This is a genomic window from Thermosporothrix sp. COM3 (genome assembly GCF_059696735.1).
Genome location: NZ_AP019376.1, coordinates 3,812,136 through 3,835,807, shown reverse-complemented (window position 1 = coordinate 3,835,807; position 23,672 = coordinate 3,812,136). Strand labels below are relative to the sequence as shown.

The window sequence follows — 23,672 nt, the reverse complement described above, 5'->3', positions numbered from 1 at the left end:
GTCGCCTTTCCGGGCACTTCCCGGACGGTAGAAGTGCAGGTTGAAAGATGTATTATCCATCGTTTACCGAAATACAACAAGCGTATGACCGCGAGGCCGGTAGTCAGGTTGTCGGACAAACGCGGCCAATCATGCCCATCTATAGCGATGTCATGGCCGATATGGAGACACCGGTTTCTGCGTACTGCAAAACTGCGCTCAAGCCGTTTACGTTTCTGCTGGAAAGCGTGACCGGTGGGGAGCAGGTGGCCCGCTACTCATTTATTGGTATCCAACCCTATATGGTCATGATTCATCGAGGACAGACGGCCCGCCTGCTCAAATACTCCCACGCGAGTGAAACGCCGGATATTGAAGAGGTACCCTGTCATGACCCGTTGACATTGATCGAAGAAGAGCTTGGACGCTACCGCCTGGTGATGCCGTCCGGCCTGTCTGCCAGCGAGTTGCCGAAGTTCTTCGGGGGGGCCGTCGGGTATGTCAGCTATGAGGCTGTGGCCCGTTTTGAGCGGGTGCCGGTGCCGGAGAAGACCGCGCTTGGCCTGCCGCTGGCCGTTCAGTGTTTTACTGAAACGGTGCTGGTCTTCGATCATGTGCGGCATCGCGTGCGCATTATGACGCATCTGCATCTTGATGCGCCTGATTTGCAGGCAGAGTATCAGCGCGTCTGTGCTTTAATTGACGAGATTCAGCAGCAATTGCGGCAACCACTCCGTACCCCGCGCTATGAAGGAACGGTGGATGAGCCAACCGCTCCGTTGACCTCCAATCGCACGAAAGCTGAGTTTATGGAGATGGTGCGTCGCTCGGTTGAGTATATCAAGGCCGGCGATGCGTTCCAGATTGTGCCGTCACAGCGCTTCAGTCGGCCGGTGAAGGCCACACCCTTTACGGTCTATCGGGCGCTTCGGACTATTAATCCCTCTCCCTACATGTTCTATCTGGACCTTAAGGATTTTCATATAGTTGGGGCATCGCCCGAGTTGCTGGTGCGCTACGAGGACGAGCAGGTCACGATCCGCCCGATCGCGGGAACTCGTAAGCGTGGCGCTGATCCAGTCAGTGATGAGGCGCTGGGGCGTGAGTTGCAGGCCGATATTAAAGAGCGAGCCGAACATGTGATGCTGGTTGATCTTGCTCGCAATGATGTGGGACGGGTGAGCGTGCCGGGTTCCGTTCAGGTGGATGAGTTTATGACCATCGAGCGCTACTCGCATGTGATGCATCTGGTCTCTAATGTCACGGGCACGCTGCGCCCGGAGCTCTCTCCGTTTGACGCCTTGCGTGCAGGCTTCCCGGCTGGCACAGTCTCCGGTGCGCCAAAAGTGCGGGCAATGGAGATTATCAGCGAGCTTGAGGGCGAGCAGCGAGGCGTGTATGCGGGTGCTGTTGGCTATTTTGGACACACCGGCAATCAGGAGACTGCCATAGCCCTACGCACGATGGTCATGCAGGACGGCATCGCCTATATACAGGCTGGCTGTGGTGTGGTGGCCGACTCAGACCCCGAATTTGAATATCAGGAGAGCGTGAACAAGGCGATGGCGTTGATGCGAGCACTGGACGAGGCGGAGCAAATGACGCGTGACGAACTGGCCGTTGATGTATCGGAAAAGGGGGATAGCAATGCTGCTCTTGCTCGATAACTATGACAGCTTTACCTACAATCTCTATCAATATCTTTCCGAGCTTGGGGCCAGCGTTGAGGTCTACCGGAATGACCGAATCACGCTGAAAGAGATTGAGCGCTTGCACCCCGAGCACATTGTGATCTCGCCCGGGCCCTGTACGCCGAACGAGGCAGGGATTTCGTGTCAGGTGATTGAGCGTTTTGGCTCTTCCACTCCAATCCTCGGTGTGTGTCTGGGTCATCAGTGTATCGGGCAGGTGTACGGGGGACGTGTCATCAGAGCGCCGGAGCCGGTGCACGGGAAGGTATCGTCCATTGAGCATAGCGGACAGGGGGTGTTTCGTGAGCTGCCCCAATCGTTCGAGGCCTGTCGCTATCATAGCCTCATTGTTGAGCTGGAGACGCTTCCGGAGTCGCTGGAAGTGACGGCAACGACCGCCGATGGTCTGATTATGGGGATACGTCATCGTGCGTTCCCGGTTGAAGGGATTCAGTTTCATCCCGAGTCGATTATGACTCCGGTTGGAAAAAGCCTGTTACGCAATTTTCTACAGCAATCAGTTGCATTGAGCTGCTAGGAACGCGCTGCGAGCGAGGGCAGCGTGAGAGGAGTAAAGCATGACGATCCGTGAGGCTATTGTACAGGTCAGCGCCGGGGCAACGCTGAACGAGAGCGAAGCTGCCGCTGTGATGGAAGAAATTATGACCGGAATGGCGACCCCGTCTCAGATGGGGGCCTTCCTGACTGCGCTTCGCCTGCGCCCGGGGGGCGAGACCACCGAAGAGATTACCGGTCTGGCCCGAGTGATGCGTGAGAAGGCCCTGCGGGTACATCTGGACGAAGCGTTTGCGACGCGCGCGATGGATACCTGCGGCACAGGCGGCGATCGAGCGGGCACGTTCAATGTCTCAACGGCTGCCGGCATTCTGGCGGCGGCGGCTGGTGCCACGATTGCTAAACATGGGAATCGCTCGGCTACCAGTCATTGCGGTAGTGCCGACGTACTGGAAGCGCTTGGGGCCACGATTGAACTGACCCCTGAGCAGGTCGCCTATTGTATTCAGGAAACGGGCTTCGGCTTTATGTATGCTCCGGCCTTCCATCCCTCGATGAGACATGTGGGCCCGACGCGGCGCGAGATCGGAATTCGTACCGTCTTTAATATTCTTGGCCCGCTGACCAATCCGGCCTACACGCCATATCAGGTATTGGGCGTACCTGAGGCGTCGCTGATGCGCAAAATGGGTGAGGTGCTGCTGCGTCTGGGCTGTAAACATGCGCTGATCGTGCATGGCGAAGATGGCCTTGACGAGTGCTCGTTAAGCGCTCCCACCCGTATTTGTGAGGTGCGAGCAGGTGAGGAACTGCGCGAATATACAATTACGCCCGAAGAACTGGGCCTGCCCCGTGTCGCTGATCGCGATGCAGTCCGTGGGGGCAGCGTTGAGGAGAACGCGGCCATTTTCCGCATGGTCCTGAGCGAGTATACCGATTCGCCGAAGACACATATGCTCTGTCTGAATGCCGGGGCGGCGCTGCTGGCAAACGATCTGGTCCCCTCGTTGCAGGAAGGGGTGAAGCTGGCGCAGGCCACCTTAAAAGCGGGCAAGGCCAGACAGAAATTAGCTGAAGTTATCGAATCTACGCAGGTTGCGTCTGGTAGTCAGGTGAGATATGTTTCTTGATCGAATTGTTGCACAGACACGTGAGGATCTGATCCTGCGGAAGCAGGATTGTTCGCTTGAGGAGATGCGGGCTCGGGCACTGGCGCAGCCTGCTCCTCGTGATATGCTCGCGGCTTTCACGCCTCGTACCCGGGTCAATTTGATCGCGGAGGTCAAACGGGCCTCGCCCTCAAAGGGCCTGCTCGCGCCTGATCTGGATCCAGTAGCGCTGGCGAAGGTCTACGAGGCCAACGGGGCGGCGGCTATTTCTGTGCTCACCGAGCCACACTTTTTCCTGGGAGCGCCAGAGTTTTTGACCGCGATCAAGCAGGCGGTGCAGGTTCCGGTGCTGCGCAAAGATTTTATTGTTGACGAATATCAGGTCTACGAGGCGCGGGCCTGGGGGGCCGATGCCATTCTGCTGATCTGTGCGTTGCTGGATGATGCGCAACTGCGTTATCTGCTGGAGCTGGCCCGGAGTCTTGGGATGTGTTCGCTGGTAGAAGCGCACACCGCTGAAGAGGTCAGGCGGGCGGTAGCCGCCGATGCAAAGCTGATCGGGGTTAACAGTCGTGATCTGGTGACCTTCAAGATGAACCCGTATCTGATTCGCGATATGCGTCGTTTTATTCCTGCTGACCGGGTCGTCGTCGCTGAGAGCGGCATTCATACCGCTGATGATGCGCGGCGTGTCGCTCGATATGACGTACAGGCGATGCTGGTTGGTGAATCGCTGGTCGTCTCCGGTGACGTGCCGACGCAGATGCGGACGCTGCTTCAGGGCGCGAATGAGGGCGTGCAGGTGAAGGTCTGCGGGCTGAAGCGTGCGGAGGATGTCGAGGTAGCGATTGAGGCCGGGGCTGACTTTCTCGGTCTGATCTTCTACAAGCCGAGTCATCGCTATGTGGCGCCAGAGCGTGTTCGCTCGCTGCTAGAGGCTACTGCTGGCTATGTCTCCTATGTAAATGGGAAGCCCGCACCCGATCTCGTCGGGGTCTTTGTCAATGAGGATGCAGAGGTTATTAATGAGATAGCGGAGCAGGCGGGCCTGCATTTTGTACAGCTTCACGGCACCGAGTCCCCCGAATTCTGCCAACGGATTCAGCGTCCTGTTTTAAAAGCGCTGCATCTCAACGATCAGACAGATCTGGCCCTGATGGATGCTTATCGTGATGTGGCATGGCGGCTCTTGCTCGATACACCTGCGCCGCAGCAGTGGGGTGGAACCGGTGTCCCACACGACTGGGCGCTTGCCGCGAAGGCCGCACAGCGTCAGCGGGTCTTTCTTGCAGGTGGGCTTACACCTGAGAATGTACAGGAAGCGCTCTCTCAGGTGCGACCGTGGGGCGTTGATGTCAGTAGCGGGGTTGAGACTGAGAGGCGCAAAGATCCCGCGAAGATTCGCGCCTTCTTACAGCAGGTTCGTTCGCACTCTCTCCCTGTAGTCACCTTGTAGCCAGTAGAAAGAAAGCGTTTATGCAGCAACAACAGATATCACATCAGAAATCCAGCTATCAGCATGGTCTCTATCCTGATATGCGTGGCCGTTTTGGCGACTTTGGCGGAAAGTACATTCCCGAGAGCCTTGTTCCGGTCTTTGCCGAGCTAGAAGAGGCGTATGAGCGCTCTCTGCATGATGAGGCTTTTCAAGAAGAGTTGCGGCGTGCGCTGCGGGAGTATGTGGGACGACCGAGTCTGCTCTACTATGCGCCGCGCTTTTCAGAGCGGGTCGGGCCGGGCGTCAAGGTCTATCTGAAGCGCGAAGATCTGAACCATACCGGTGCACACAAGATCAATAACGCCATTGGCCAGGGCCTGCTTGCTCGCTATATGGGAAAGCAGCGTATTATCGCGGAGACCGGAGCCGGTCAGCATGGTGTGGCGACCGCGACTGTGTGTGCGTGGCTTGGCCTGAAATGCGTTATCTATATGGGCTCCGTCGATGTTGAGAGGCAGGCATTGAATGTATTCCGGATGAAGCTGCTCGGAGCTGAGGTACGCTCGGTTGATATTGGCTCTCGCACCTTGAAGGACGCTATTAACGAGGCCTTCCGCGACTGGGTGACGAATGTGAACGATACCTTCTACCTGTTCGGCACCGCGGCTGGTCCGCATCCCTATCCGCGGATTGTGCGTGATTATCAGTCGGTGATTGGGCAGGAGGCGCGTGAGCAGATTCTTCAATTGGAAGGGCGCTTGCCTGATATGATTCTGGCTTGTGTTGGCGGTGGTAGCAACGCTATTGGCATTTTTCACCCGTTTGCCGGAGATGAAGGTGTGCAACTAATCGGGGTTGAGGCTGGCGGCACCGGGATGAAGGAGGGCGAACATGCGGCCTCGCTTGCGGCTGGAACGCCGGGGGTGCTGCATGGAGCTTATAGTTATCTGCTTCAGAATGAGGATGGACAGGTGCTGGATACGCACAGCATTTCGGCGGGACTGGATTATCCCGGCGTCGGGCCAGAACACAGCTATCTCAAGGCGTCGGGACGAGCATCCTATGTTCCGGCCAGTGATGCCGTTGCCCTTAACGGCTTACAGGTATTGAGCCAGACAGAGGGCATTATTCCCGCGCTGGAGTCTTCTCATGCTCTGGGTCATCTGCTGGAGATGGGTAAACAGGGCAAAGTGCCGCCCGGCTCAATTGTGATTGTGAACCTTTCAGGGCGTGGCGACAAGGATATGCAAACGGTCGCGAAGGCGCTCGGTGTCTCTTTATAAGGAGGTAAAGAGGATGTATACCTTTCAGTACAGTGCGGAGATCCTGGAGCGCTACCCGACCGTTGTCGGGGGGGTGATCGTAGCCCGAGGGATGCATAATGGACCCACGCCCGAGAGCTTGCTGGCAACCTATACCGCCGAACAGCAGGCTGTTATCGAGCGTCTTGGGACGACACCGCTGAGCCGTCTTGAGTCTATTGCGGCCTGGCGGCAGGCGTTTCGCGGGTTTGGCGTTGAGCCGACACAGTATCGCTGCGCTGCTGAGGCGCTTTTACGGCGTCTGACGAAGAAAGGCGATATCCCGAGTATCAATCTGCTGGTTGATCTTGGGAATCTGATCAGTATCCGGTATGCGTTGCCGATTGCGGTCTGTGATATGCAGGCGGCACAGGGAGCGATTACGGTTCACTTCGCGCGAGGTGAAGAACGCTTTACAATTCTGGGAGAGGTCGAAGCGGAGCATCCTGAGCCTGGCGAGGTGATTTTCTCTGATGAGACCGGCCTTGTCTATGCGCGACGCTGGTGCTGGCGACAGAGTGAGCAGAGCGCTGCGAAAAGCACAACCACCGATGCGATTATCACGGTTGAGGGCCATCATGCCGACGCCCGGCGCGATGTGCTTGCGGCGTTGACCGATCTGCGCGAACTGTTGAGCAAATATGCCGGCGGAACCTATGAAAGTGCTGTGCTGGATAAAGATCACCCCGGGTTTTCCGCGTAAGGGATCAAAGAACGAGGAGAAAAAGCTGTAATGGAAGTGAAAGACGTCGTGGCTGAGCAGCCTGCAACACGAATCTCACAGGTGTTTGAGCGATCCCGTCGCGAGCGGCGCGGGGTGCTGATTCCCTATTTTATGTGTGGCTATCCTTCGGCAGAGCAAAGCGAGAAGATTATTCTGGCAGCTATCGAGGGCGGCGCTGACATTATCGAGCTCGGGATTCCCTTCAGCGACCCGCTGGCCGATGGCGCGACGATTCAGCAGGCTGGCCATGTAGCGCTGGAACAGGGAATGACCTTGAAGGGCTGTATGCAGATTGCCTCGCGGATTGCCGCGCAAAGTGATGCGCCGCTGGTTTTTATGGGCTACTACAACCCGATCCTTGCCTATGGGCTGGAGCGTTTTTGTCGTGATGCCTGTAATAGCGGTATCTGTGGCCTGATTATTCCCGACCTTCCGCCTGAAGAGGCCGAGTCGCTCCAACGAGCCGCCTACGCCTACGGGCTGGCAATTATCTTCCTGGTGCCGCCAACAACGCCTGATGAGCGCATTGCACACATCGCTGACATTGTGGCTCAGGGGCCTGGTGGCTTTCTCTACTGTGTCTCCTTGAGTGGCGTGACTGGCTCGCGGAGTGAATTACCACCTCACCTACGCGAGTTTATTGCCCGTGTGCAGGCCTATACTGAGCCCAAGAATGTACCGCTGGCGGTTGGCTTTGGCCTTTCGACGCCCGAACATATCGCGGCGGTGACCGGTTTTGCTGATGGGGCGGTGATCGGGAGCGCGCTTGTGAAGCTGATCGAGCGTGCTGAGGAGGCTCAACAGCCCGGGACGATTCGCGAGTATATCAGTCGCCTGCGCAACGCTGCGGATTCGCCGGTAGAGCGGCAGTAGGTTGTTATAGAGTAGCTATAGAATGGCTATCCGGTCTTGCGTCTATCCTTTACAATAAAGCCATCTATCCTCTTTGTGTTCAAGAAGGGGTTAGGGAAAATCTCTTGAAAAGGGGGCGCAGGATCGTGTACTGTCGTGGTATTCGTGGCGCAATTACAGTTGAACACAATGACCGGGAGGCGATTCTTTCGGCGACGACCGAGCTACTCCAGGCAATAAAAGAGCAAAATAAGCTTCAACCTGACGATATTGCCAGTATCATTTTTACCCTGACGGAGGATCTGGATGCGGTCTATCCTGCATTGGCGGCTCGTGAAATGGGGTGGACTCAGGTTCCCCTGATGTGTGCCCGCGAGATTCCTGTACCGGGTAGTCTGTCAAAGTGTGTGCGCGTGCTGGTGCATATCAACACCGAGCTCTCGAATAGCGAGCTGCGGCATGTGTATTTGCGTGATGCTGTGGTGTTGCGCCCGGATCTGCCCTGAGCCAGCGAGATGCCCGTTCCGTTTGAAAGGAGCGGGCTTTCTTGCTGTTTAGACGCGTGCATGCTCTGCCCGGCGGTATTGCTGATAGCGGGCAAAAAGTGCCTGATAGTATCCGCCCATCTGAGCGACCTCTTCAGGCTCAAGCCAGCGCGGCTGCCCCTCAATGCTTTCTCTAAGCGAGCCGCCGAGCACCCTCCCGGCAAAGAGGAATGTCATGGTGCTCATACGGGTGATGCCTGTACTGCTGCCTGTCTCATAGCCGATAACGTCGCTGACCTCGATTTCGAGCCCGGTTTCTTCTTCACATTCGCGACGTGCTGCCTCTTCTGGTTGCTCGTGCCAGCGCATAAAGCCGCCCGGGAAGGCAAGTCCGCCCTCGGTGCGTTCAATCGCAAGAAAACGGCCCTCTTGTTCGACCAGGATGCAGACGCAAGCAAAGGGCGGCAGGTTTCCACCCAGAAGGATATTCAGGAGATTAAAGAAGACGCCAACCGCTCTCTTGAGTAGAAGATAAAGCACTGTGTTATCTGCCTGTCTTTCTCTCTATTTTTCTTTTGAGATAGTATAGTGAGTGTATTCAATCGATGCAAGCGGATGTCATCAATGCGATGGAGATCAATATAAAGCGAAACGAATGCCCCGGGCCTGAAGGGAGACCCGGGGCGGACAAGCAGGGACTAGCGTCCTTGACGGGCCTGCATTCGGCGCACCAGCGCATCGACAATAACGGCAATGACCAGTACCGCGCCCTCAACCATCTGTTTGATATCTGTTCCCTGGCTGCGCAGAGAGAGACCATTTTCCAGACTACCGATGACCAGCGCACCGAGGGCAACCGCCCAGAAGGAACCCCGGCCACCAAACAGGCTGACACCTCCGATCACCGCTGCTGCGATCGCGTTCAGTTGGAGTGTCGGGTTGATCTGGCTGGCAACACCCAGGGAGCGTGAAGTTGCGAGCAGACCACCGAGAACGGCCAGCGTTGAACAGAGGGTAAAAGCTGCAATGCGCAGTGTGGTAACGTTGATACCGGCGCGGCGTGCGGCCTCTGCGTTACCGCCAACAGCATAGATGTGGCGCCCGAAGCGAGTTCGTGTGCTGATCGCCCAGAAGACATAAATCAAGCCGAAGAAGATCGCCACCCCGTTCGGAATGCCGAGATAGAGTCCTTTCACCGGGCTTGGTGTGCTCTCCATAACGAAGACAATGCCTTCCACAATGATTACGGCTGCCGCGATCTGCGTCACCAACACCCAGAGCGGTTTGGTACGTAGTTCCAGACGGCGGCGCTGAACCCAGCCGTAAATCTCCATTGCGGCATAGATGACGAGGAGCAGTGTCGGTAGGCCGAAGGCCAGCCAGTCGGGCAGGAAACTATATGGTGTTCCGGCCAGCGCAACCAGCGGATCAACGTCATTGACTTTGAGGGTTGATTGACCGGCCAGCAGGTTCAGCAGAAAGCCCGAGTAAAAGATTGATGCGGCCAGCGTCACGATAAATGAGGGAACGCGCAAGACTGCGACAATGAACCCGTTAATAAAACCGGCGAGCGCCCCGGCAAGGAGCCCGAGCCCTATTGCTGCGTAGGGATCGACATGCATACGCACGGCCAGAACCGAGGTTACCACCGCACCAAAGGTGCCTACGGCTGCAACCGAGAGATCGATTTCGCCCAGGAGCAGCACAAATGTGACTCCCAGACCATCGATACCGATATTAACGATCTGCTGTAAGAGGTCCGAGATGTTGCGGGGCTGCAGGAAGAGACCTTCTGTAGTGATCGTAAAGTAGATGGCAATAATCAGGAGTGTCAGCAGTACCGGAAGAAAGCCCAGATCATTGCGCAAAAGCTGTGCAAAGGTTTGCTTTTGCCTGTATTCCGGTCGCTCGACACTGCCCACCCTGGGTTTGTCGTCAGATGGGATAACCTGACTCATGAGCTTACTTCCCTCCCGTCTCGTTTCCATTCGTATGAAGAATCTCGCCAAATTCTGCGCCTGTGATCGCGGCAATGACGCGCTCCTGTGAGGCATTCTTGACATCAAAGGTACCGACACGCCTGCCCAGACGCAAGACGATAATGCGGTCAACGACCTCAAAAACATCTGCCAGATTGTGAGAGATAACCACAACTCCCAGGCCCTGGGCCTTTAAGCGCTTGATCAGGTTTAAGACCTGGCGCGTTTGAGCCACGCCGAGGGCTGCGGTTGGCTCATCAAGAAGTACCACCTTCGCGTTTCGTAGAATGGTCTTCGCGACCGCAATCGACTGGCGCTGCCCGCCTGAGAGCGTCGAGACGACCGATCGAATCGAGGGCAGTTTGACATCAAGCGTGCGCAACACCTGCAAGCTGCGGCGCTCCATTTCGATATCTGATAAGAAGCCAAACCGTGTGCTCTCCCTGCCCAAAAAGAGATTTGAAACGACATCCAGATTGTCACAGAGGGCAAGATCCTGGTAGACCGTTTCAATCCCGAGCTGCGTTGCCGTCTGGGGTGAGTTCAGCGTCACTGGCTGGCCTTCAACAAATACTTCGCCCTCATCGGCGGGACCAACGCCCGAGATCGTTTTGATCAGCGTTGACTTTCCGGCACCGTTATCGCCAACCAGCCCGACGACTTCTCCGGCATAGACCTCAAAGTCAACGTGGTCAAGTGCGCGAACTGCTCCGAAGCTTTTGCAGATGCCACGGAGTTGCAGAAGAGGTACCGCGTCCTGTGGGGCTGCTGTCTTTTCTACACTCATATGTCCTCCTGATTGAAAGAGATGTCCGAACAGACAGGCAGGACGGTACCCTGTGTAGAACAGGATACCGCCTGATAATGACTGCTTAACAGATGCCGCCGGTCCCCTTTGGCACGTTCTGACACACTTCCTCTTTGGTCAGGTACTTGTCGTCGAGGACGCGCTTGATGTTCGACTTGTCGATAGCGATTGGCTCAAGGAGTACTGAGGGAATCTCTTTACCGGATGCTGTTTTCTCGATTGTGCCTTTGGTAACCGTCTTGGGGTCGGTACCATCAATCAGGGCTTTCACGATGTCTGCGGTTGCCTGCGCTTCCTGGACGACAGGCTTATAGACCGTCATCATCTGATCGCCAAGCAGGATGTTCTGAATGCCTGCGGCAGTAGCGTCCTGTCCGGTGACAAGCACTTTGCCGTTCAGCTTCTTGGCCTTCAGTGCGGCAATGACCGAGTTTGCCATACCATCATTTGCGACATAGGCAATCTGGACATTATCTTGACTCTGGGTCAGGGCACCATCCATCTCGGTGCGGGCGGTATCGTTGTTCCATTCGGGGGTAAACTGGTCGTAGACCTTCTTCAATTCGCCTTTGTCAATCAGTGGCTGTAGCTTGTTCATTGCACCCTTGTAGAACAGCTTGGCGTTGTTGTCGGTCTCGCCGCCATTGATCATGACCAGATTCTTGTTATCGCCCTTCACATACTCTTTGTAGTGATCCACGATGTACTGACCCTGTACCTCACCGACGCGGACGCCATCGAAGGAGACATAGTAGTTGAGGTCATCGGACTGGATCAGGCGGTCATAGGCAACGACGGGGACGCCCTGAGAAGCCGCCTTAGACACGATCGCGCCCGCTTTATCGGCATCGAACGGAGCGACGACCAGAATGCAGGCACCCTTTGTCAGGGCGGTGTCTGCCTGTGTCTGCTGCGTATCGGCGTTGCCTTCGGCGTTCGAGATCATGACTTCAACGCCAAGCGCCTTGAGTTTTTCTTCGAGCAAGGGGCGATCTTTTTTGTCCCAGCGCTCCGATGAGGCGGTTTCGGGAAGAAGCACGCCGACCTTTTTACAGCCTTTGCCGTTTGCCTGCTGCGTATTGGTATTACCGGGATTGCCGGTGTTGGCTCCGCTGTTGCCACATGCCGCGACCAGCATGGCGATTAACAAAGCGCCAAACATGGCTTGTAACGAACGATGTTTCTTAAATAGTTTCATCGCTGAAAACTTCCTCCATGCTCATTATGAATATTCCAGTGGTTGGGTGTTCCAGAAAACCAGAAGTGATGGAAGCCTGTTCGTCATTGAACAAATACCTGACATTGTGTATGATTCCCCTCTTTGGATCATTCCTGAATGAAAAAGGGTACCTCCTTTCAGTTGGATTGGTGATGAGCCGCCACAAGCTGCTCTTTGGGACCCTCATTGGTCTGAGCTGCCTGCTGTTCTTTACCCATCAAGATGCGTTCCCAGGCCTTGAAAAACGGATAATATAGAACAGCGGAGACCAGAATATCAAACAACTGAAGCAGACCGCCTCGGATGTCTCCTCCACTTGCGATAATGCCACTGATCCCCACGGGAACGGTGAACGGTTGCATGATGACCGGGACATGGACCCATCCAAGCGAAAAGACGATGTAGTTGATTGTGACAATCACCAATGGCACGCAGACAAAGGGAATCATCATGATCGGGTTAAGCACCATCGGGACGCCGAATGTGATTGGTTCGTTGATATTGAAGATTGCAGGACCGAGCGCGACTTTCCCCACAGTGCGTAACTGCGAGGAGCGCGACCGCAACATATAGATTACCAGCGGCCATGTGGCTCCCGAGCCACCAAGATGGGCGAAAATATGGAAAAATGGTTCGGTGACGATACCATGTCCCCCGTGAACATTGTTTGCCAGCGTCGTAAACCAGAATGGCGCTGCCATTGCGGTTACAATGTTCATGCCATGAATGCCGACTGACCAGAGAAGCATCATCAGAATGATCTCCAATACGGCAGCCGGATAGCTGTCCTGGACCACGACGAGCGGCTTAAAGACCGTCATGAGCAGGATCGGCAAGGTATAGGGTTGCGCTTTCCCATCCGCGTTGATAAACGTATGTGCGCTGATAAACCACTCAAGCAGCCATGCCACGGTCAGTAAAATGAGCGTGGGCACCAGCGCTTCAAAAGCGCGTTTGACGTTGGGGGGTACCGTTTTGGGCAGGCGAATCGTCAGGCGCGACTGCCGGAAGCGATATACTACTTCACCTGTGCCGATGCCAACCAGAATCGCGACTAAAAGCCCTTGCCCACCGAAATAAGGTAGAAGATCCCCGAGTCGCAACGTGTCGAGATCCCCGACCGGGATGCTGACCACCAGAAAGACTACTATTGCCAGAATCCCGGGTTGTACCGCTTCGGTTCGCCGATATTGCGACAGGCTGTGCGCAACTCCAAACGCCAGAAAGAGCGCCATCAACCCGAACGAGAGCTGAAATGGTACCTCGACGGCGGTCTGAAAGGCCTTGTAGGACTCCGGTATTGCATCCGGGCTCCAGAATGGCGGGTTCGCGATAATGAGAAAGACACTGCCCGCGATAATCAGAGGGAGCGTGAAAATGATGAACGCGTCCCTGATGGCTTGCAGATAAATACTGCTGCCAATGGCTCCCAATGGTGGGACGAGATAGCGTTCAAACCAGTTGCCGACGCGTTCGATCACGTTTTCGTTACTCCCCTTTAGTCACATGAAAGATGTGTTCAATCTGCTCAAGTACGGCCTCGCCATTCATCGTTGCATAATGAAAGGGTTCGATCATGGCGACCGGCTTGTGCAGCGAACTCGCGATCGCTTCAATATTCTTGCGCAGATGCCGGATCTGAGGCGCGATCAGGATAATATCGAAATCCTCAACACGCTCCATATACTCACCCGCGCTGAGTGCTTCAACAATGAGATCTTGCTGCTTTACCCGGGCCGCCGTCATCATGCTATCAACGAGCAAGCTGGTCGACATGCCCCAGCTACAGACAATCAGGACTCGAATCATGTTTCCCTTTTCCCACACTATCTCTTCTTCGTTCTCTTTGTCAGGAGATTTCTCCCTGCTGCTTCCTTTCTTGCAAATTCTATGCCAGGATGTGTGCTACACAGATGACACACTGTGGAATCATATGAATCTGTACATGCTGAAGAAGCCAGAGAAGCGTAGTAAGCAATCTTTTATTTGCTTTTCTGCTTTTCTCTCTTTTCCCGGAAAGGCTGGTTTACCTGCGTATCTTCCCTGTAACTGTGTTTCTTGTGTGCGGGTACCTGGTGGCCGTTTCGTCGGGTATCTCTGGAGAAAGTCCCTTTCTCGAAGAAGTCTCTATGCCGTTTGAGCAATGAGTGAGGTGGTAATCAGGTGCAGGGAGAGGAAGGAGAAGTGTGTTTCTCAGTGTGTTATTTCTGTTCTGTGTAGCCCGTATAGAAGAAGACGTCCGGTTATCTGCCGCTCTATTTCAGGGATGTGATACGGTCACCACCGCTCTGAACGGAGACCCGGCCTCAGATAAGTCAAGTGGGTGTGAAAGGATCGGCAGGCCGAGCGAACGATTGTTGCGTACGTTGGTCGGCTGCCGATGGTTACCGCGGGTGACGGATGCGCTGCATGCTGCCTCTGCCTGCACTGGAACGTGCGTGTTTTTGCGTGCAGGGGCTTCCAATGTTGCTGTCAGGGTGTTGCGGGTGGATCGATAAAGATATCAACTTGCCTGAGAATACTGACGATGTTATATGCCTCCTCTTCTGGCAAGGGATGCCCGATTTGCAAACTCAATGCCTGCCAGGCGTGGCGACAGATCGCGAGCTCCCGCGGGTAGAGCTGATGAATCTGCTCGCGAATAGCGTCGCTGACCAGCATTGGAGGGTGCGAGGGACTGCGTTCAAGCAGTGTTGCGAGATGGAGAATCAACCCGGCCAGCACCTCTGTGTCAAAGCTTTCTCCGACCTCAATTTCAATCATTTCGATAGTTCGTTCTATCAGCGGTAGCACCCGGGCTGGATTTAGAAAAAGCGAGCGCTGTCGCAGCGTATGCTCGATCTCGCGCATCAGGGCGGCGCGTTGGGCCTGCCTGGGGCGCAGGCGGCGCGTTGGTGGATTGAGCAGAGCCGGGTCGATGAAGGTACCTCCGAGCAGTGTCCGTAAACGGGTGATGCCATCGCCAAAAAGCAGCTCGGAGAGCGAGATAAAAGGATAGTTCTTCAGGTGTGGATTGATGGTCCCCACGACTGCCACGACCTGCCGTGAACTGACCAGCCGCTGGAGCTCATCCTCGGTTTTCCCTGTAATACTGATATCCATACAAATAATCTCAACATCCTGCTCACAGATCTCAGGCAGGCGCTCGGTAATCACTTCTGCTAGCTTGGTTGCGCTGCCATATCCTGTCAGGCAGATTGAGAGAATGACTCTCTTTGTTGACGTGGGAGTGTATGGAGTCGTCTGTTCACGAAGCAGGTGACCGCCAGTCTGCGTTGTTTTAGAGGGAGGGGCGTATGCCCGGGTGTTTGATGCCAGACTGGTGGCCAGCTCATCGAGTGTGTAGCCTTCGGCGCGTTGGGCCTTGCGGGATGCCTCGATGACCAGCGGCGCCGAAACGTTCGCGATGGCCCGGATCGCGATTCCGGTCCGATGGGCGATGATCTCGCCCAGGGAGAGCAGCGACGCAAAGTCGACGAGGAGCAGGACACCACTTCCTTGATCGGCGTCACGAACGCATTGTTCTACCAGATTGAGAATCTCTTCCGGGGTCTGCTCAAGGTCTAGCTCGACAGGGGAGACGCTGGTTGCTCCAACCAGTGTATTTGCCAGTTCAGCCAGCCCCTGTGCCACTCCATGTCCGTGTGCTGCAATCACAATGCCCGCAGAGACATGCCCGTTGCTCAACAGCGTATCCGCGTGGTTAAAGAGCACGACAAGCACGTTTGCCTCGCTTTCGGGCAAGGTGACGCCCATCTCTGTCTGAATATGCTGCAAGGCAAAGCGAGCGATTTCATATTCAATGGGATAGGTTTGACGGACGGCCTGAATCCCCGGGACATGGAGCGGGTGCCCCTGGCTGCTTCGCTCGATCGCGCTGGACAGATGGAGTGCCAGCACGAGCGGCAACTTTTCGGGGAAAGTGCGTCCGAGCTGTGTTTCCGCATGATGCACGATGGTCTGTGCCAGCTTCAGCAGGCGCTTGTCTACCAGGCTGGCTGTGGCTTCATTCGTTTCCTGGTCGATGCTCTGGGCAAAGTGCTGAAAATACTGCTGAATCGAGAGCCGTACCAGGGAATGGATCTCGGCTTCGGAGAGATTGGTTTTGCGCAAAAAAGCCAGTTCAGTATTGATAATGTCGTAGAGACTGCGGCCAGAGTCTATGTCACTATCCAGATTCAGGCCGGTTGGCGTAAAGATATGGTTGGCTTTGAGATGGTAATGTGTCTCTTTTTCGAGCGTCTGGTGCAGCTTGGCAATGTGGAGCAGGCCATTGCGCACGTGGTCGGGCAGCGTATCGATGTGGACAGAGAGCTCATGGCGGTTATGGGTGCGATATTCCAGATATGCCTGGGCACAGGTTAATTGTACGTCAGTCCTCAATTGCCCTATATTCCCGGGACAATTATACAGTAAAAAGGCTTGTATCGCCTGGGGAGTTACCTGAATATTGACGCCGATACTGCTGCATTCCGCAGTGAAGAAGGCGCGAACCAGCTCATAGCGCTCCATAATCGGACGCTCATTCAGCCCGGGTAGCCTGATGACCATTGGAATGCGGCGTCGAAAGGTTGGCAGCAGCGTGGTATGTGGGTCCTCTGTGGTTGCGGCGATCAACAGCACGGAGGCGCTCCGCTCCTTGACCTCGCCAAGCCGCCGGAAGCGCTCCTTATCCATTAAATAGAAAAGCATTTCCTGCCCCTCTGGTGGCAGACGGTGCACTTCATCCAGGAACAGGATGCCGCGATGTGCCTGTTCAACCAGACCACTTCGATCACGATCTGCTCCTGTATATGCACCGCGTACGACACCAAACAGGTGCGCCATGAGCAACTGAGGATTACCCGCATAGTCCGCGCAGTTAAAGCTGACAAACGGCGCATCTTCCGGGAAGGCTCCCTGTTCAATAGCAAAATCGTGCATCAGGCGTGCAACCGTGGTTTTACCGACGCCGCTCGGGCCACAGAGCAGCGTATGCAGGCCATGTGGTGGGTAAAGGATAGCTGCTTTAGCCTGTTGAATGGCACTTTTTAAGCCCTCAGAATTCCCGATGAGCGTATCAAAACTGGTAATGACCGCGCCCACCTGCACGGAAGCCACAATTGTTGGTGGCGTTCCCTCTGGTGGGACGGCTTGTGGTGTGCTCGTCTCAGTTTTCAGGGTGAACAGGACCGGTCTGCCGGGTATACGAAGGATCATCCCCTCGTGTGCCAGTTGGTTAAGATCACGGCTGGCATTGCTGCGGTCTATTCCTGCTTGCAGAGCAACTTCTTCCGCACTGAATCCCGCATGACGGCGAAGTACACTATGCTGTGGCATGTGTTGCGTACAGAGATAGCGCAATGCCTCAAGAACCTTCTCTTTGCGCAGCATAGATAGCAACTTTCCTTGTTGATTTTTCTATTGTCCGTTTCTCGTAGATCCAAGTATACCGAAATACCATTCAAAAAAGCAAACAGGTGTTTCCCGCGCTTCCCTGCTAGCGCTTCCCCACAAAGTGAAAGCCAACAGCGGGCATTATTCCCTGTGCCGTCTGATAATGCTCCATCTCCTTGATGAAACGCACAAGCTGCTCTTCCTGTTCGGGGGTGACGTTGCGCAGCCCGTTCGCGATAGACAGAAAGATCCAGGGGGCGTCTGTGAACAGGAGTTCGGTAAAGTGGCCCTTGAGCGCTGCAAGCAGATCCTCCCCTTTTTGCAACTGATGATGTCTGCCACGTGCTTCCCATGCTTGATAGATCTGCTCGATTGCCTGTGCATCGTCGTCTGTCTCCTGGGGGTGCTCGGGCTCGAAATGACCGCTAAGCTGAAGGAGGCGCTGTGTCTGGTAGACCCAGAGGGCGCACTGCTCATCGAAGAAATCGTAGGCATAATCATAACAGATGATGCGCCCCTCATTTTTCAGGAGATGATGAACTTTCTGCATGGTGGGTTCCAGCGCCTCAAGGTGGTGGAGCACCCGGTTAAAGATGATAGCATCGAAGCGCAGTTCGCCCGCGTCCCAGTCCAGAAAATCCTGCTGAAAATAGCGCACTGGCAGCGCGTTTGCTCCCTGAATGGCGAGTGTACGTTCAGCGATCTCGATGCTGTCAGCGATTTTATCGACTCCGATGACGGTATGACCATCACGAGCCAGTTCCAGTGTCAGAAACCCGGTGCCACAACCGACTTCGAGGATATGCAGCTCGGTACCCTCCGGGAGCCAATCTTTGACAAAATAATACGTTGCTCGGGCGCTCTGATCCAGAATTGCGGGGCTGCTCCACTGGAACCAGCGACTATGGATATCACGATAGTAGTAAGGGTGCTGTAAATCGGCGACAAAGTCGCGCGGAAGTGTCTCAAACATGGGGAGCCTCCTGATAGAATGCCGTTTTTATCGGCTTTTCAAGCATACCCAGCGAGTTGGCTTCTTTGACCACCTGAGCTGTGCAATTGCTGTCTCCATAGTGTAGCGGTTTTTTGAGAATTGCGCTACAGGCCCCCGAGCGCTGTCTTTTTGCCGGGCGCTATACTTGAATAGGACCTTTGGGTATTGTTTCGCTCTTTTTGTCGGTCTGAAAGGGGATTGGTGATGGATGTTCAAGACGTGCTGCGCCTGACGCGGACAGAACATATACGCCTGGTTCGCTTCCTGTACTGTGATAATGGCGGGATTATTCGTGGCAAGGCAACGCATACCAGTAAGCTGCTTGAGCGGATGGTTGCGGGCATCGGGCAATCACTGGCAATGCAGGCATTCAATGGGATGGAACAACTGGTGCCGGTTGAGGGCATGGGGCCGATTGGCGAGTTTCGCCTGATTCCTGATCCAGAGACGTTCACGCTCCTGCCCTATGTTCCGGCAACCGCAAGCATGTTTTGCGATATGGTGCGGCTGGATGGAGTGCCCTGGGAGGCGTGCCCGCGTACCTTTCTGAAACGAATGATTGCTCGTCTGGCCGAACATGGGATACGGGCCGAGGCCAGCGTTGAGCACGAGTTTTATCTGGCACGGCGCGATATCGGGCAGTTTACTCCGGCGGATCAAAGCCTGTGTTATAGCAGCGCGGGTCTGGATGAACAGGCCGATTATATCAATGCGCTGTTGGAGGCGCTTGAGCAGCAGGGCATCTCGATTGAGCTCTATCATACCGAGCTCGGCCCGGCTCAGCAGGAACTCTCGGTCAGCAATGCGCCCGTATTGCAGGCTGCCGATACGATCTGTCTGGTACGTGAGACGGTGCGTGGTGTGGCGCGGACGTTCAATCTCTATGCCTCGTTTGCGCCGAAGCCGTTTCTGGATCAGGCGGGAAGCGGTGCGCATATTCACTTCAGTCTCTGGGATAAGGGACAGCCGCACAAGAACCTGTTTTTTGATCCCGAAGAGCGGGGAGGCTTCAGTCAGGTAGGGAGGTATTTCGTTGGCGGGCTGCTTGCACACATGCGTGGGTTGATGGCGCTGACCTGTGCCTGTCCGAACTCCTATCAGCGGGTTCAACCTCGCAGTTGGAGCGGGGCCTATAACGTGTATGGCTATGACAATCGCGAAGCTGCGGTGCGGATACCGTCGCTTTTCAAAGGGCGCGAGGTGCTATCGGCCAACATTGAGTTAAAGTGCTCGGATCACAGCGGCAATCCCTATCTGGCGCTTGGGGGGATGATCGCTGCGGGGCTGGATGGTATTCAGAAGCGGCTCGATCCGGGCGCACCTCTGGAGATGGACCCGGCAAACTATAGCAATGAGGAGCGCGAGCTGCTTGGTATACGGCGCCTGCCTACCTCGCTGGATGAGGCGCTCAACGCGCTGGAACAGGATGCGGTATTACGCGAGGCGCTTGGCCCACTGTTGCTGAAATCGTATCTCGCGGTGAAGTGGAGCGAGCAGGCTTATTTTCAAGATAAGACGCCTGAAGAGGAGGCTCTGAGCCACTTTTCTAAGTACTGAGCTCTGATGCCTGCCCTTTTCTAAGTACTGGGCGAGTTGTGTATGCGTGCCTGATCGAGAGGAGAAAGGGCATCGGCCCATGATGAGCGGATGCCCTTCGCGTTGCAGCTCTCGGACAGAACTGAAGGTGCACGATGACAGAAAACAGCGTGCACGCCTTGCTTCTGCGCGATCAGAGGGCGCACAGGGCAGGTGGCGTTCCTTCACAGAACGAACTGGCTCTGTGTGTACGCCGAATGCGGTGCGCTGGTGATCGGCCAGAAGGTCACGTTCAATGCTTGAACATTTGAACGCAATAATACTATACCATGTGACGGCGTGCTCGTTCTTTTGGTCTGCTTTTCTTCCTGTTCTGTATCCCCCAAATTGCCTATATCTACCCTCCTCTTCTACCAGATACTTGCGTTAATGGCCGGATTTGTCATATATCGTGAGGTGGAAGTATACCTGTATAATGGCAAGGGAGGATAGCATAACAATTGTTCCTCCCTGCGTACCTGATTTTTCAAAACTCTATTCAAAAAAGGTAAGGTAGCTGTGAAGAGTCCGTATGCATATCGTATCGAGGGCGGATACCCCGTGAAGGGTGAGATAAACTGCCTCGGTGCAAAGAATTTCGCGACGAAAGCAATGGTTGCTGCATTGCTCGGCGAAACCCCCACTGTATTGACAAATGTTCCTCCTATTGGAGATGTTGATATCACAGCAGAGTTGCTCACCTCAATCGGTGCAACCGTTGAGAGGACAGAGAGCCTTGAATTGCGCATTGATCCGACCACGATTAATACATCGACGGTGCCGGTCCCGCATTCAGGCAGTAACCGCATCCCTATCCTGCTGCTTGGGGCCCTGCTGCATCGTTTCCCGGAAGTCTCGGTGCCGGTTGTGGGAGGTTGTAAGATTGGCGCTCGTGCCGTCGATTTCCATCTTGAAGCTATCCGTAAATTTGGCGGTATTGTGGAAGAGGGCGAAGATGGCTACGTTGCGCGGCGTGTGAAGTCGCTCAAGGGAGCATATATCGAACTTCCCTATCCCAGCGTGGGCGCGACGGAAACCTGTCTGTATCTCAGTGTGCTTGCTGAAGGGCGTTCGGTCATTGCCAATGCCGCTGTTGAGCCCGAAATCATGGAACTCATCACCATGCTGCGTGCAATGGGCGCGATTATTTTTACCTCGTCGGGACGCGAGATTCGCATTGAGGGTGTGCCGCGCCTGCATGGGGTGAATATGCGTGTGTTTGGTGATCGAATTGAGGCGGCTTCGTGGGCCTGTCTGGCCTGTGCCTCGGACGGTGATGTGACAATTCACGGGATTCGTCCCGATACGCTTGGCAACTTCCTTTCCTACTATCAGCAGATCGGCGGCGGTGTAGAGCTCAAAGGAGCGGAGAGCATTCGTTTCTTCCGCAATGGAGAGCTACGTCCGGCTGTCATCGAAACCGACGTCTACCCTGGCTTCTCGACCGACTGGCAGCAGCCCTTCGCGGTGCTGCTGACGCAGGCACATGGTATCTCGATTATGCATGAGACGGTGTATGAGAAGCGTTTTGGATATCTGAAGGATCTGGCGGAATTGGGCGCTCATACTCAGTTGACCACGCATTGTCTGGGGGGGACTCCCTGCCGGTTCCGCGACAAGAACTACGAGCACAGCGCGATTATTATGGGGCCGACTCCGTTGACGGCAGCAGATCTCTGTATCCCTGATCTCCGTGCTGGCCTTGCTTATGTGATCGCGGCGGCAATCGCACGAGGCACGACCATGATTACAGGTATCGAGTTCCTTGAGCGTGGTTACGGCGATATTGTGCCGCGCCTGACCTCGCTGAATCTTCAGATAGAGCGTGTGCAGGTCTCATAATCCTTTTTATTCGGCAGCAAAAAAACATGGCACCCGATATCAGGTGCCATGTCTCTTTTTTTTACGTCTGAAGAATGGGAAGCAGGCAAGGCCCTATTGCTGACTGGGTGTTGCTTTAATGGTCTCTTTGGTTTCCTGTGTCACGTCCCTGCCTGTGCTTTTTACATCCTCGCCGGCTTTCTGTGCGGTGTTCTTCAGGTTGCTGGCTGTCTGTTTCACGGTGGAGCCAGCCTGTTTGGCATAGCTCTTGAGATTATCCGCAGTCTGTGAGACGCGTTCGGTTACACGTTGCTTGTACAGTGCGATCTGTTCATTTTCGGGAAGCTGTCCTCGAAGCTCCTCAAAGCGCTCGCTCAACATCTTGCGCATCTCTTCGCCGCGCATAGGAGCAATAAGCATGCCAACACCGACGCCGACGAGTAGACCTTTGAAGAAGTTATTCATCTCTTTCTATCCTTTCCTCTCCTGGTACAGAGGTATTGGCTGGACTATGTATCTGATCCTTACTATTAGGATAACGCACTGCTCTATCATTGAGTTTCAATCCGGGAATCGTCGGTATCGCTTTTCTTATTGAGAAGGCCTTGTTCAGGGAAGAGAGAGTAACAATTCAAAATACGTGGCAAAAGCGGCGTATGCATTGACAAAGGGAATCTCTCTGACAAGGGCGCGTAGCCGTTCTCGCGTGTAGCCTTTTGCGTCGAGTGAGACCAGCCAGTCACGGGCCCTGTCAATCCGCTCTTGCTCAGCGGGTGTGAGCGTGCCGCGCCCATAGTTATAGCGCTGCAACAGATGGGGGTCCAGCAGGTAGGCCTTCAACAGCGGACGCAGGACATCGGTCAGAACGTCTTGCTCCACCCGGGAACGCAGGTAGGCCAGCAGCAGGCGCGGGTCAAACCTGGCGTGCATCAGTCGAAGCAGACGAGCGCGTTCGTCTATCTCATCCCGGATCGGGTGACGCAGGCTGCCCTCCTGGATCAGGCGAAACTCGTTCAGAGGAGCCGTCAGGGTTGCATGGGCGCCGTCATAGTCCAGAAGCTGTCTATCCTGGATGAGTTCAGGTGAGACGGGCCAGCGGAGCCAGCTACATGCGGGCGTTACCAGCGGATCGAGAAAGAGCAACTCGTGCGTATGGGAGAAGATTGCCTCAAGGAAGGCTTCGTGTTTGTTGCGGCGATTGTTCCCGATGATCCAGATGTCGATGATTCCAGCCCTGCGATAGGCAATGTGGCGCTTCTGCCAGCGTTCGCGTTCCAGATGAGCACATTGGAACTCGATGGCCCATCGCGTCCCATCGGGATGAGCGACAAAGATATCAGCGATGCGGTTTGGCTCGGGAAGCCGCTGCTCAAGCGTAATCGTGGCAGCAGGATATTGCTGCTGTAGCCAGTGAGCAAGCGTCACTTTTCCCTGCGCATGACGCTCGGATTCGGGTTCGGTGCTCCACGCACATTCGCCTTTTTGATGGGCAAAATGGAGCTGTCTGCGCTTCTCCGCGCCGCCGCGCAGATGAACAGGGGCGTGACAGTTCGGGCAGGTGAGCAGGTGGGCGCGTGACCACTCCCGTAATTGGGTTGGCGATATTTCGCGGGCCGTGAGGCGCTGTCCATCGGGACCACAGGCAACCAGCATCGTCTTTCCCCTTTTTTCAGCACTGTGTTCTTAGAGCATCTCGCGTTTTTATTCGACGCTCTCCGTCAAAAAACGCGGCCTCTGTACATATATTTTCTCCATCCGGTGTGTCAAAGCGGAGATATCCGCCTGAGTACTGTATCATAGAGAGT

20 protein-coding genes are annotated in these 23,672 nt (G+C 55.1%); 10 read left to right on the top strand and 10 right to left on the bottom strand.

Annotated features, from left to right (window positions below; all coding sequences use genetic code 11):
• Positions 1-47: 47 nt before the first annotated feature.
• The 8 genes from trpE to aroH all read left to right on the top strand — a co-directional run bounded on the left by trpE (position 48) and on the right by aroH (position 8,116).
• On the top strand, positions 48-1,646 hold the full coding sequence (trpE, locus tag KTH_RS16225; protein WP_497619971.1) for an anthranilate synthase component I: 1,599 nt from the start codon (positions 48-50) through the stop codon (positions 1,644-1,646).
• Positions 1,627-2,208: an anthranilate synthase component II gene (locus tag KTH_RS16220; RefSeq protein WP_111317869.1), complete on the top strand. Its 582-nt coding sequence runs from the start codon at positions 1,627-1,629 to the stop codon at positions 2,206-2,208. The genes trpE and KTH_RS16220 overlap by 20 nt, the downstream gene beginning before the upstream one ends.
• Before the next feature lie 40 nt (positions 2,209-2,248).
• Complete coding sequence (gene trpD, locus KTH_RS16215) at positions 2,249-3,316, top strand: anthranilate phosphoribosyltransferase (RefSeq protein ID WP_111317866.1); 1,068 nt, start codon at positions 2,249-2,251, stop codon at positions 3,314-3,316.
• Complete coding sequence (gene trpCF, locus KTH_RS16210) at positions 3,306-4,751, top strand: bifunctional indole-3-glycerol-phosphate synthase TrpC/phosphoribosylanthranilate isomerase TrpF (RefSeq protein ID WP_497619968.1); 1,446 nt, start codon at positions 3,306-3,308, stop codon at positions 4,749-4,751. Before trpD ends, trpCF begins: the two co-directional genes overlap by 11 nt.
• Before the next feature lie 20 nt (positions 4,752-4,771).
• Positions 4,772-6,016: a tryptophan synthase subunit beta gene (gene trpB / locus KTH_RS16205; protein WP_497619966.1), complete on the top strand. Its 1,245-nt coding sequence runs from the start codon at positions 4,772-4,774 to the stop codon at positions 6,014-6,016.
• A 13-nt stretch (positions 6,017-6,029) separates the two neighbouring features.
• Complete coding sequence (locus KTH_RS16200; protein WP_111317857.1) at positions 6,030-6,737, top strand: B3/B4 domain-containing protein; 708 nt, start codon at positions 6,030-6,032, stop codon at positions 6,735-6,737.
• A gap of 30 nt (positions 6,738-6,767) precedes the next feature.
• The gene (trpA, locus tag KTH_RS16195) at positions 6,768-7,631 is read left to right on the top strand and encodes a tryptophan synthase subunit alpha (protein ID WP_497619963.1); all 864 of its coding nucleotides are present in this window, start codon (positions 6,768-6,770) and stop codon (positions 7,629-7,631) included.
• Positions 7,632-7,756: 125 nt separating this feature from the next.
• Positions 7,757-8,116 (top strand): chorismate mutase, encoded by a 360-nt coding sequence (aroH, locus tag KTH_RS16190; protein ID WP_497619961.1) that lies wholly within the window; start codon positions 7,757-7,759, stop codon positions 8,114-8,116.
• Positions 8,117-8,164: 48 nt separating this feature from the next.
• Here the strand turns inward: aroH and KTH_RS16185 are convergent, their stop codons facing one another.
• The 8 genes from KTH_RS16185 to KTH_RS16150 form a co-directional block, all read right to left on the bottom strand.
• On the bottom strand, positions 8,165-8,635 hold the full coding sequence (locus KTH_RS16185; protein ID WP_111317850.1) for an NUDIX hydrolase: 471 nt from the start codon (positions 8,633-8,635) through the stop codon (positions 8,165-8,167).
• Between the two features lie 158 nt (positions 8,636-8,793).
• Entirely contained in the window at positions 8,794-10,053 is a 1,260-nt protein-coding gene (locus tag KTH_RS16180) for a sugar ABC transporter permease (RefSeq protein WP_497619959.1), read from the bottom strand.
• A 4-nt stretch (positions 10,054-10,057) separates the two neighbouring features.
• Positions 10,058-10,861, bottom strand: a complete 804-nt coding sequence (locus KTH_RS16175) for an ATP-binding cassette domain-containing protein (protein WP_497619957.1) — start codon at positions 10,859-10,861, stop codon at positions 10,058-10,060.
• 85 nt (positions 10,862-10,946) lie between these two features.
• On the bottom strand, positions 10,947-12,080 hold the full coding sequence (locus KTH_RS16170; RefSeq protein ID WP_497619955.1) for a sugar ABC transporter substrate-binding protein: 1,134 nt from the start codon (positions 12,078-12,080) through the stop codon (positions 10,947-10,949).
• 158 nt (positions 12,081-12,238) lie between these two features.
• Positions 12,239-13,582, bottom strand: a complete 1,344-nt coding sequence (locus KTH_RS16165; protein ID WP_497619953.1) for a PTS sugar transporter subunit IIC — start codon at positions 13,580-13,582, stop codon at positions 12,239-12,241.
• Positions 13,583-13,589: 7 nt separating this feature from the next.
• Positions 13,590-13,910 (bottom strand): PTS sugar transporter subunit IIB, encoded by a 321-nt coding sequence (locus tag KTH_RS16160; protein ID WP_497619951.1) that lies wholly within the window; start codon positions 13,908-13,910, stop codon positions 13,590-13,592.
• A 663-nt stretch (positions 13,911-14,573) separates the two neighbouring features.
• Positions 14,574-17,474 (bottom strand): sigma-54-dependent transcriptional regulator, encoded by a 2,901-nt coding sequence (locus KTH_RS16155; RefSeq protein WP_497619949.1) that lies wholly within the window; start codon positions 17,472-17,474, stop codon positions 14,574-14,576.
• A gap of 106 nt (positions 17,475-17,580) precedes the next feature.
• Positions 17,581-18,450 (bottom strand): class I SAM-dependent methyltransferase, encoded by an 870-nt coding sequence (locus KTH_RS16150; RefSeq protein WP_497619947.1) that lies wholly within the window; start codon positions 18,448-18,450, stop codon positions 17,581-17,583.
• Positions 18,451-18,675: 225 nt separating this feature from the next.
• Between KTH_RS16150 and KTH_RS16145 the strand changes: the two genes are divergently transcribed.
• Both KTH_RS16145 and murA read left to right on the top strand, forming a co-directional pair.
• Positions 18,676-20,028, top strand: a complete 1,353-nt coding sequence (locus KTH_RS16145) for a glutamine synthetase family protein (RefSeq protein ID WP_497619945.1) — start codon at positions 18,676-18,678, stop codon at positions 20,026-20,028.
• Between the two features lie 537 nt (positions 20,029-20,565).
• Entirely contained in the window at positions 20,566-21,888 is a 1,323-nt protein-coding gene (gene murA / locus KTH_RS16140; protein ID WP_497619943.1) for a UDP-N-acetylglucosamine 1-carboxyvinyltransferase, read from the top strand.
• A gap of 93 nt (positions 21,889-21,981) precedes the next feature.
• Here murA and KTH_RS16135 read toward each other — a convergent pair whose 3' ends face one another.
• Together KTH_RS16135 and KTH_RS16130 are read right to left on the bottom strand one after the other, a co-directional pair.
• A complete protein-coding gene (locus tag KTH_RS16135) occupies positions 21,982-22,332 on the bottom strand; it encodes a YtxH domain-containing protein (RefSeq protein WP_111317819.1) in 351 nt (116 codons plus the stop codon).
• 144 nt (positions 22,333-22,476) lie between these two features.
• Positions 22,477-23,520: a competence protein CoiA gene (locus KTH_RS16130; RefSeq protein ID WP_497619941.1), complete on the bottom strand. Its 1,044-nt coding sequence runs from the start codon at positions 23,518-23,520 to the stop codon at positions 22,477-22,479.
• Positions 23,521-23,672 lie beyond the last annotated feature (152 nt).

Coding starts and splice junctions, on each gene's coding strand:
- KTH_RS16170 (WP_497619955.1), bottom strand. CDS start 12,080: ATGAAACTATTTAAGAAACATCGTTCGTTACAAGCCATGTTTGGCGCT.
- KTH_RS16200 (WP_111317857.1), top strand. CDS start 6,030: ATGTATACCTTTCAGTACAGTGCGGAGATCCTGGAGCGCTACCCGACC.
- KTH_RS16220 (WP_111317869.1), top strand. CDS start 1,627: ATGCTGCTCTTGCTCGATAACTATGACAGCTTTACCTACAATCTCTAT.
- trpCF (WP_497619968.1), top strand. CDS start 3,306: ATGTTTCTTGATCGAATTGTTGCACAGACACGTGAGGATCTGATCCTG.
- KTH_RS16175 (WP_497619957.1), bottom strand. CDS start 10,861: ATGAGTGTAGAAAAGACAGCAGCCCCACAGGACGCGGTACCTCTTCTG.
- KTH_RS16160 (WP_497619951.1), bottom strand. CDS start 13,910: ATGATTCGAGTCCTGATTGTCTGTAGCTGGGGCATGTCGACCAGCTTG.
- KTH_RS16130 (WP_497619941.1), bottom strand. CDS start 23,520: ATGCTGGTTGCCTGTGGTCCCGATGGACAGCGCCTCACGGCCCGCGAA.
- KTH_RS16135 (WP_111317819.1), bottom strand. CDS start 22,332: ATGAATAACTTCTTCAAAGGTCTACTCGTCGGCGTCGGTGTTGGCATG.
- trpA (WP_497619963.1), top strand. CDS start 6,768: ATGGAAGTGAAAGACGTCGTGGCTGAGCAGCCTGCAACACGAATCTCA.
- trpE (WP_497619971.1), top strand. CDS start 48: ATGTATTATCCATCGTTTACCGAAATACAACAAGCGTATGACCGCGAG.
- trpD (WP_111317866.1), top strand. CDS start 2,249: ATGACGATCCGTGAGGCTATTGTACAGGTCAGCGCCGGGGCAACGCTG.
- KTH_RS16180 (WP_497619959.1), bottom strand. CDS start 10,053: ATGAGTCAGGTTATCCCATCTGACGACAAACCCAGGGTGGGCAGTGTC.
- KTH_RS16150 (WP_497619947.1), bottom strand. CDS start 18,450: ATGTTTGAGACACTTCCGCGCGACTTTGTCGCCGATTTACAGCACCCT.
- KTH_RS16145 (WP_497619945.1), top strand. CDS start 18,676: ATGGATGTTCAAGACGTGCTGCGCCTGACGCGGACAGAACATATACGC.
- trpB (WP_497619966.1), top strand. CDS start 4,772: ATGCAGCAACAACAGATATCACATCAGAAATCCAGCTATCAGCATGGT.
- KTH_RS16155 (WP_497619949.1), bottom strand. CDS start 17,474: ATGCTGCGCAAAGAGAAGGTTCTTGAGGCATTGCGCTATCTCTGTACG.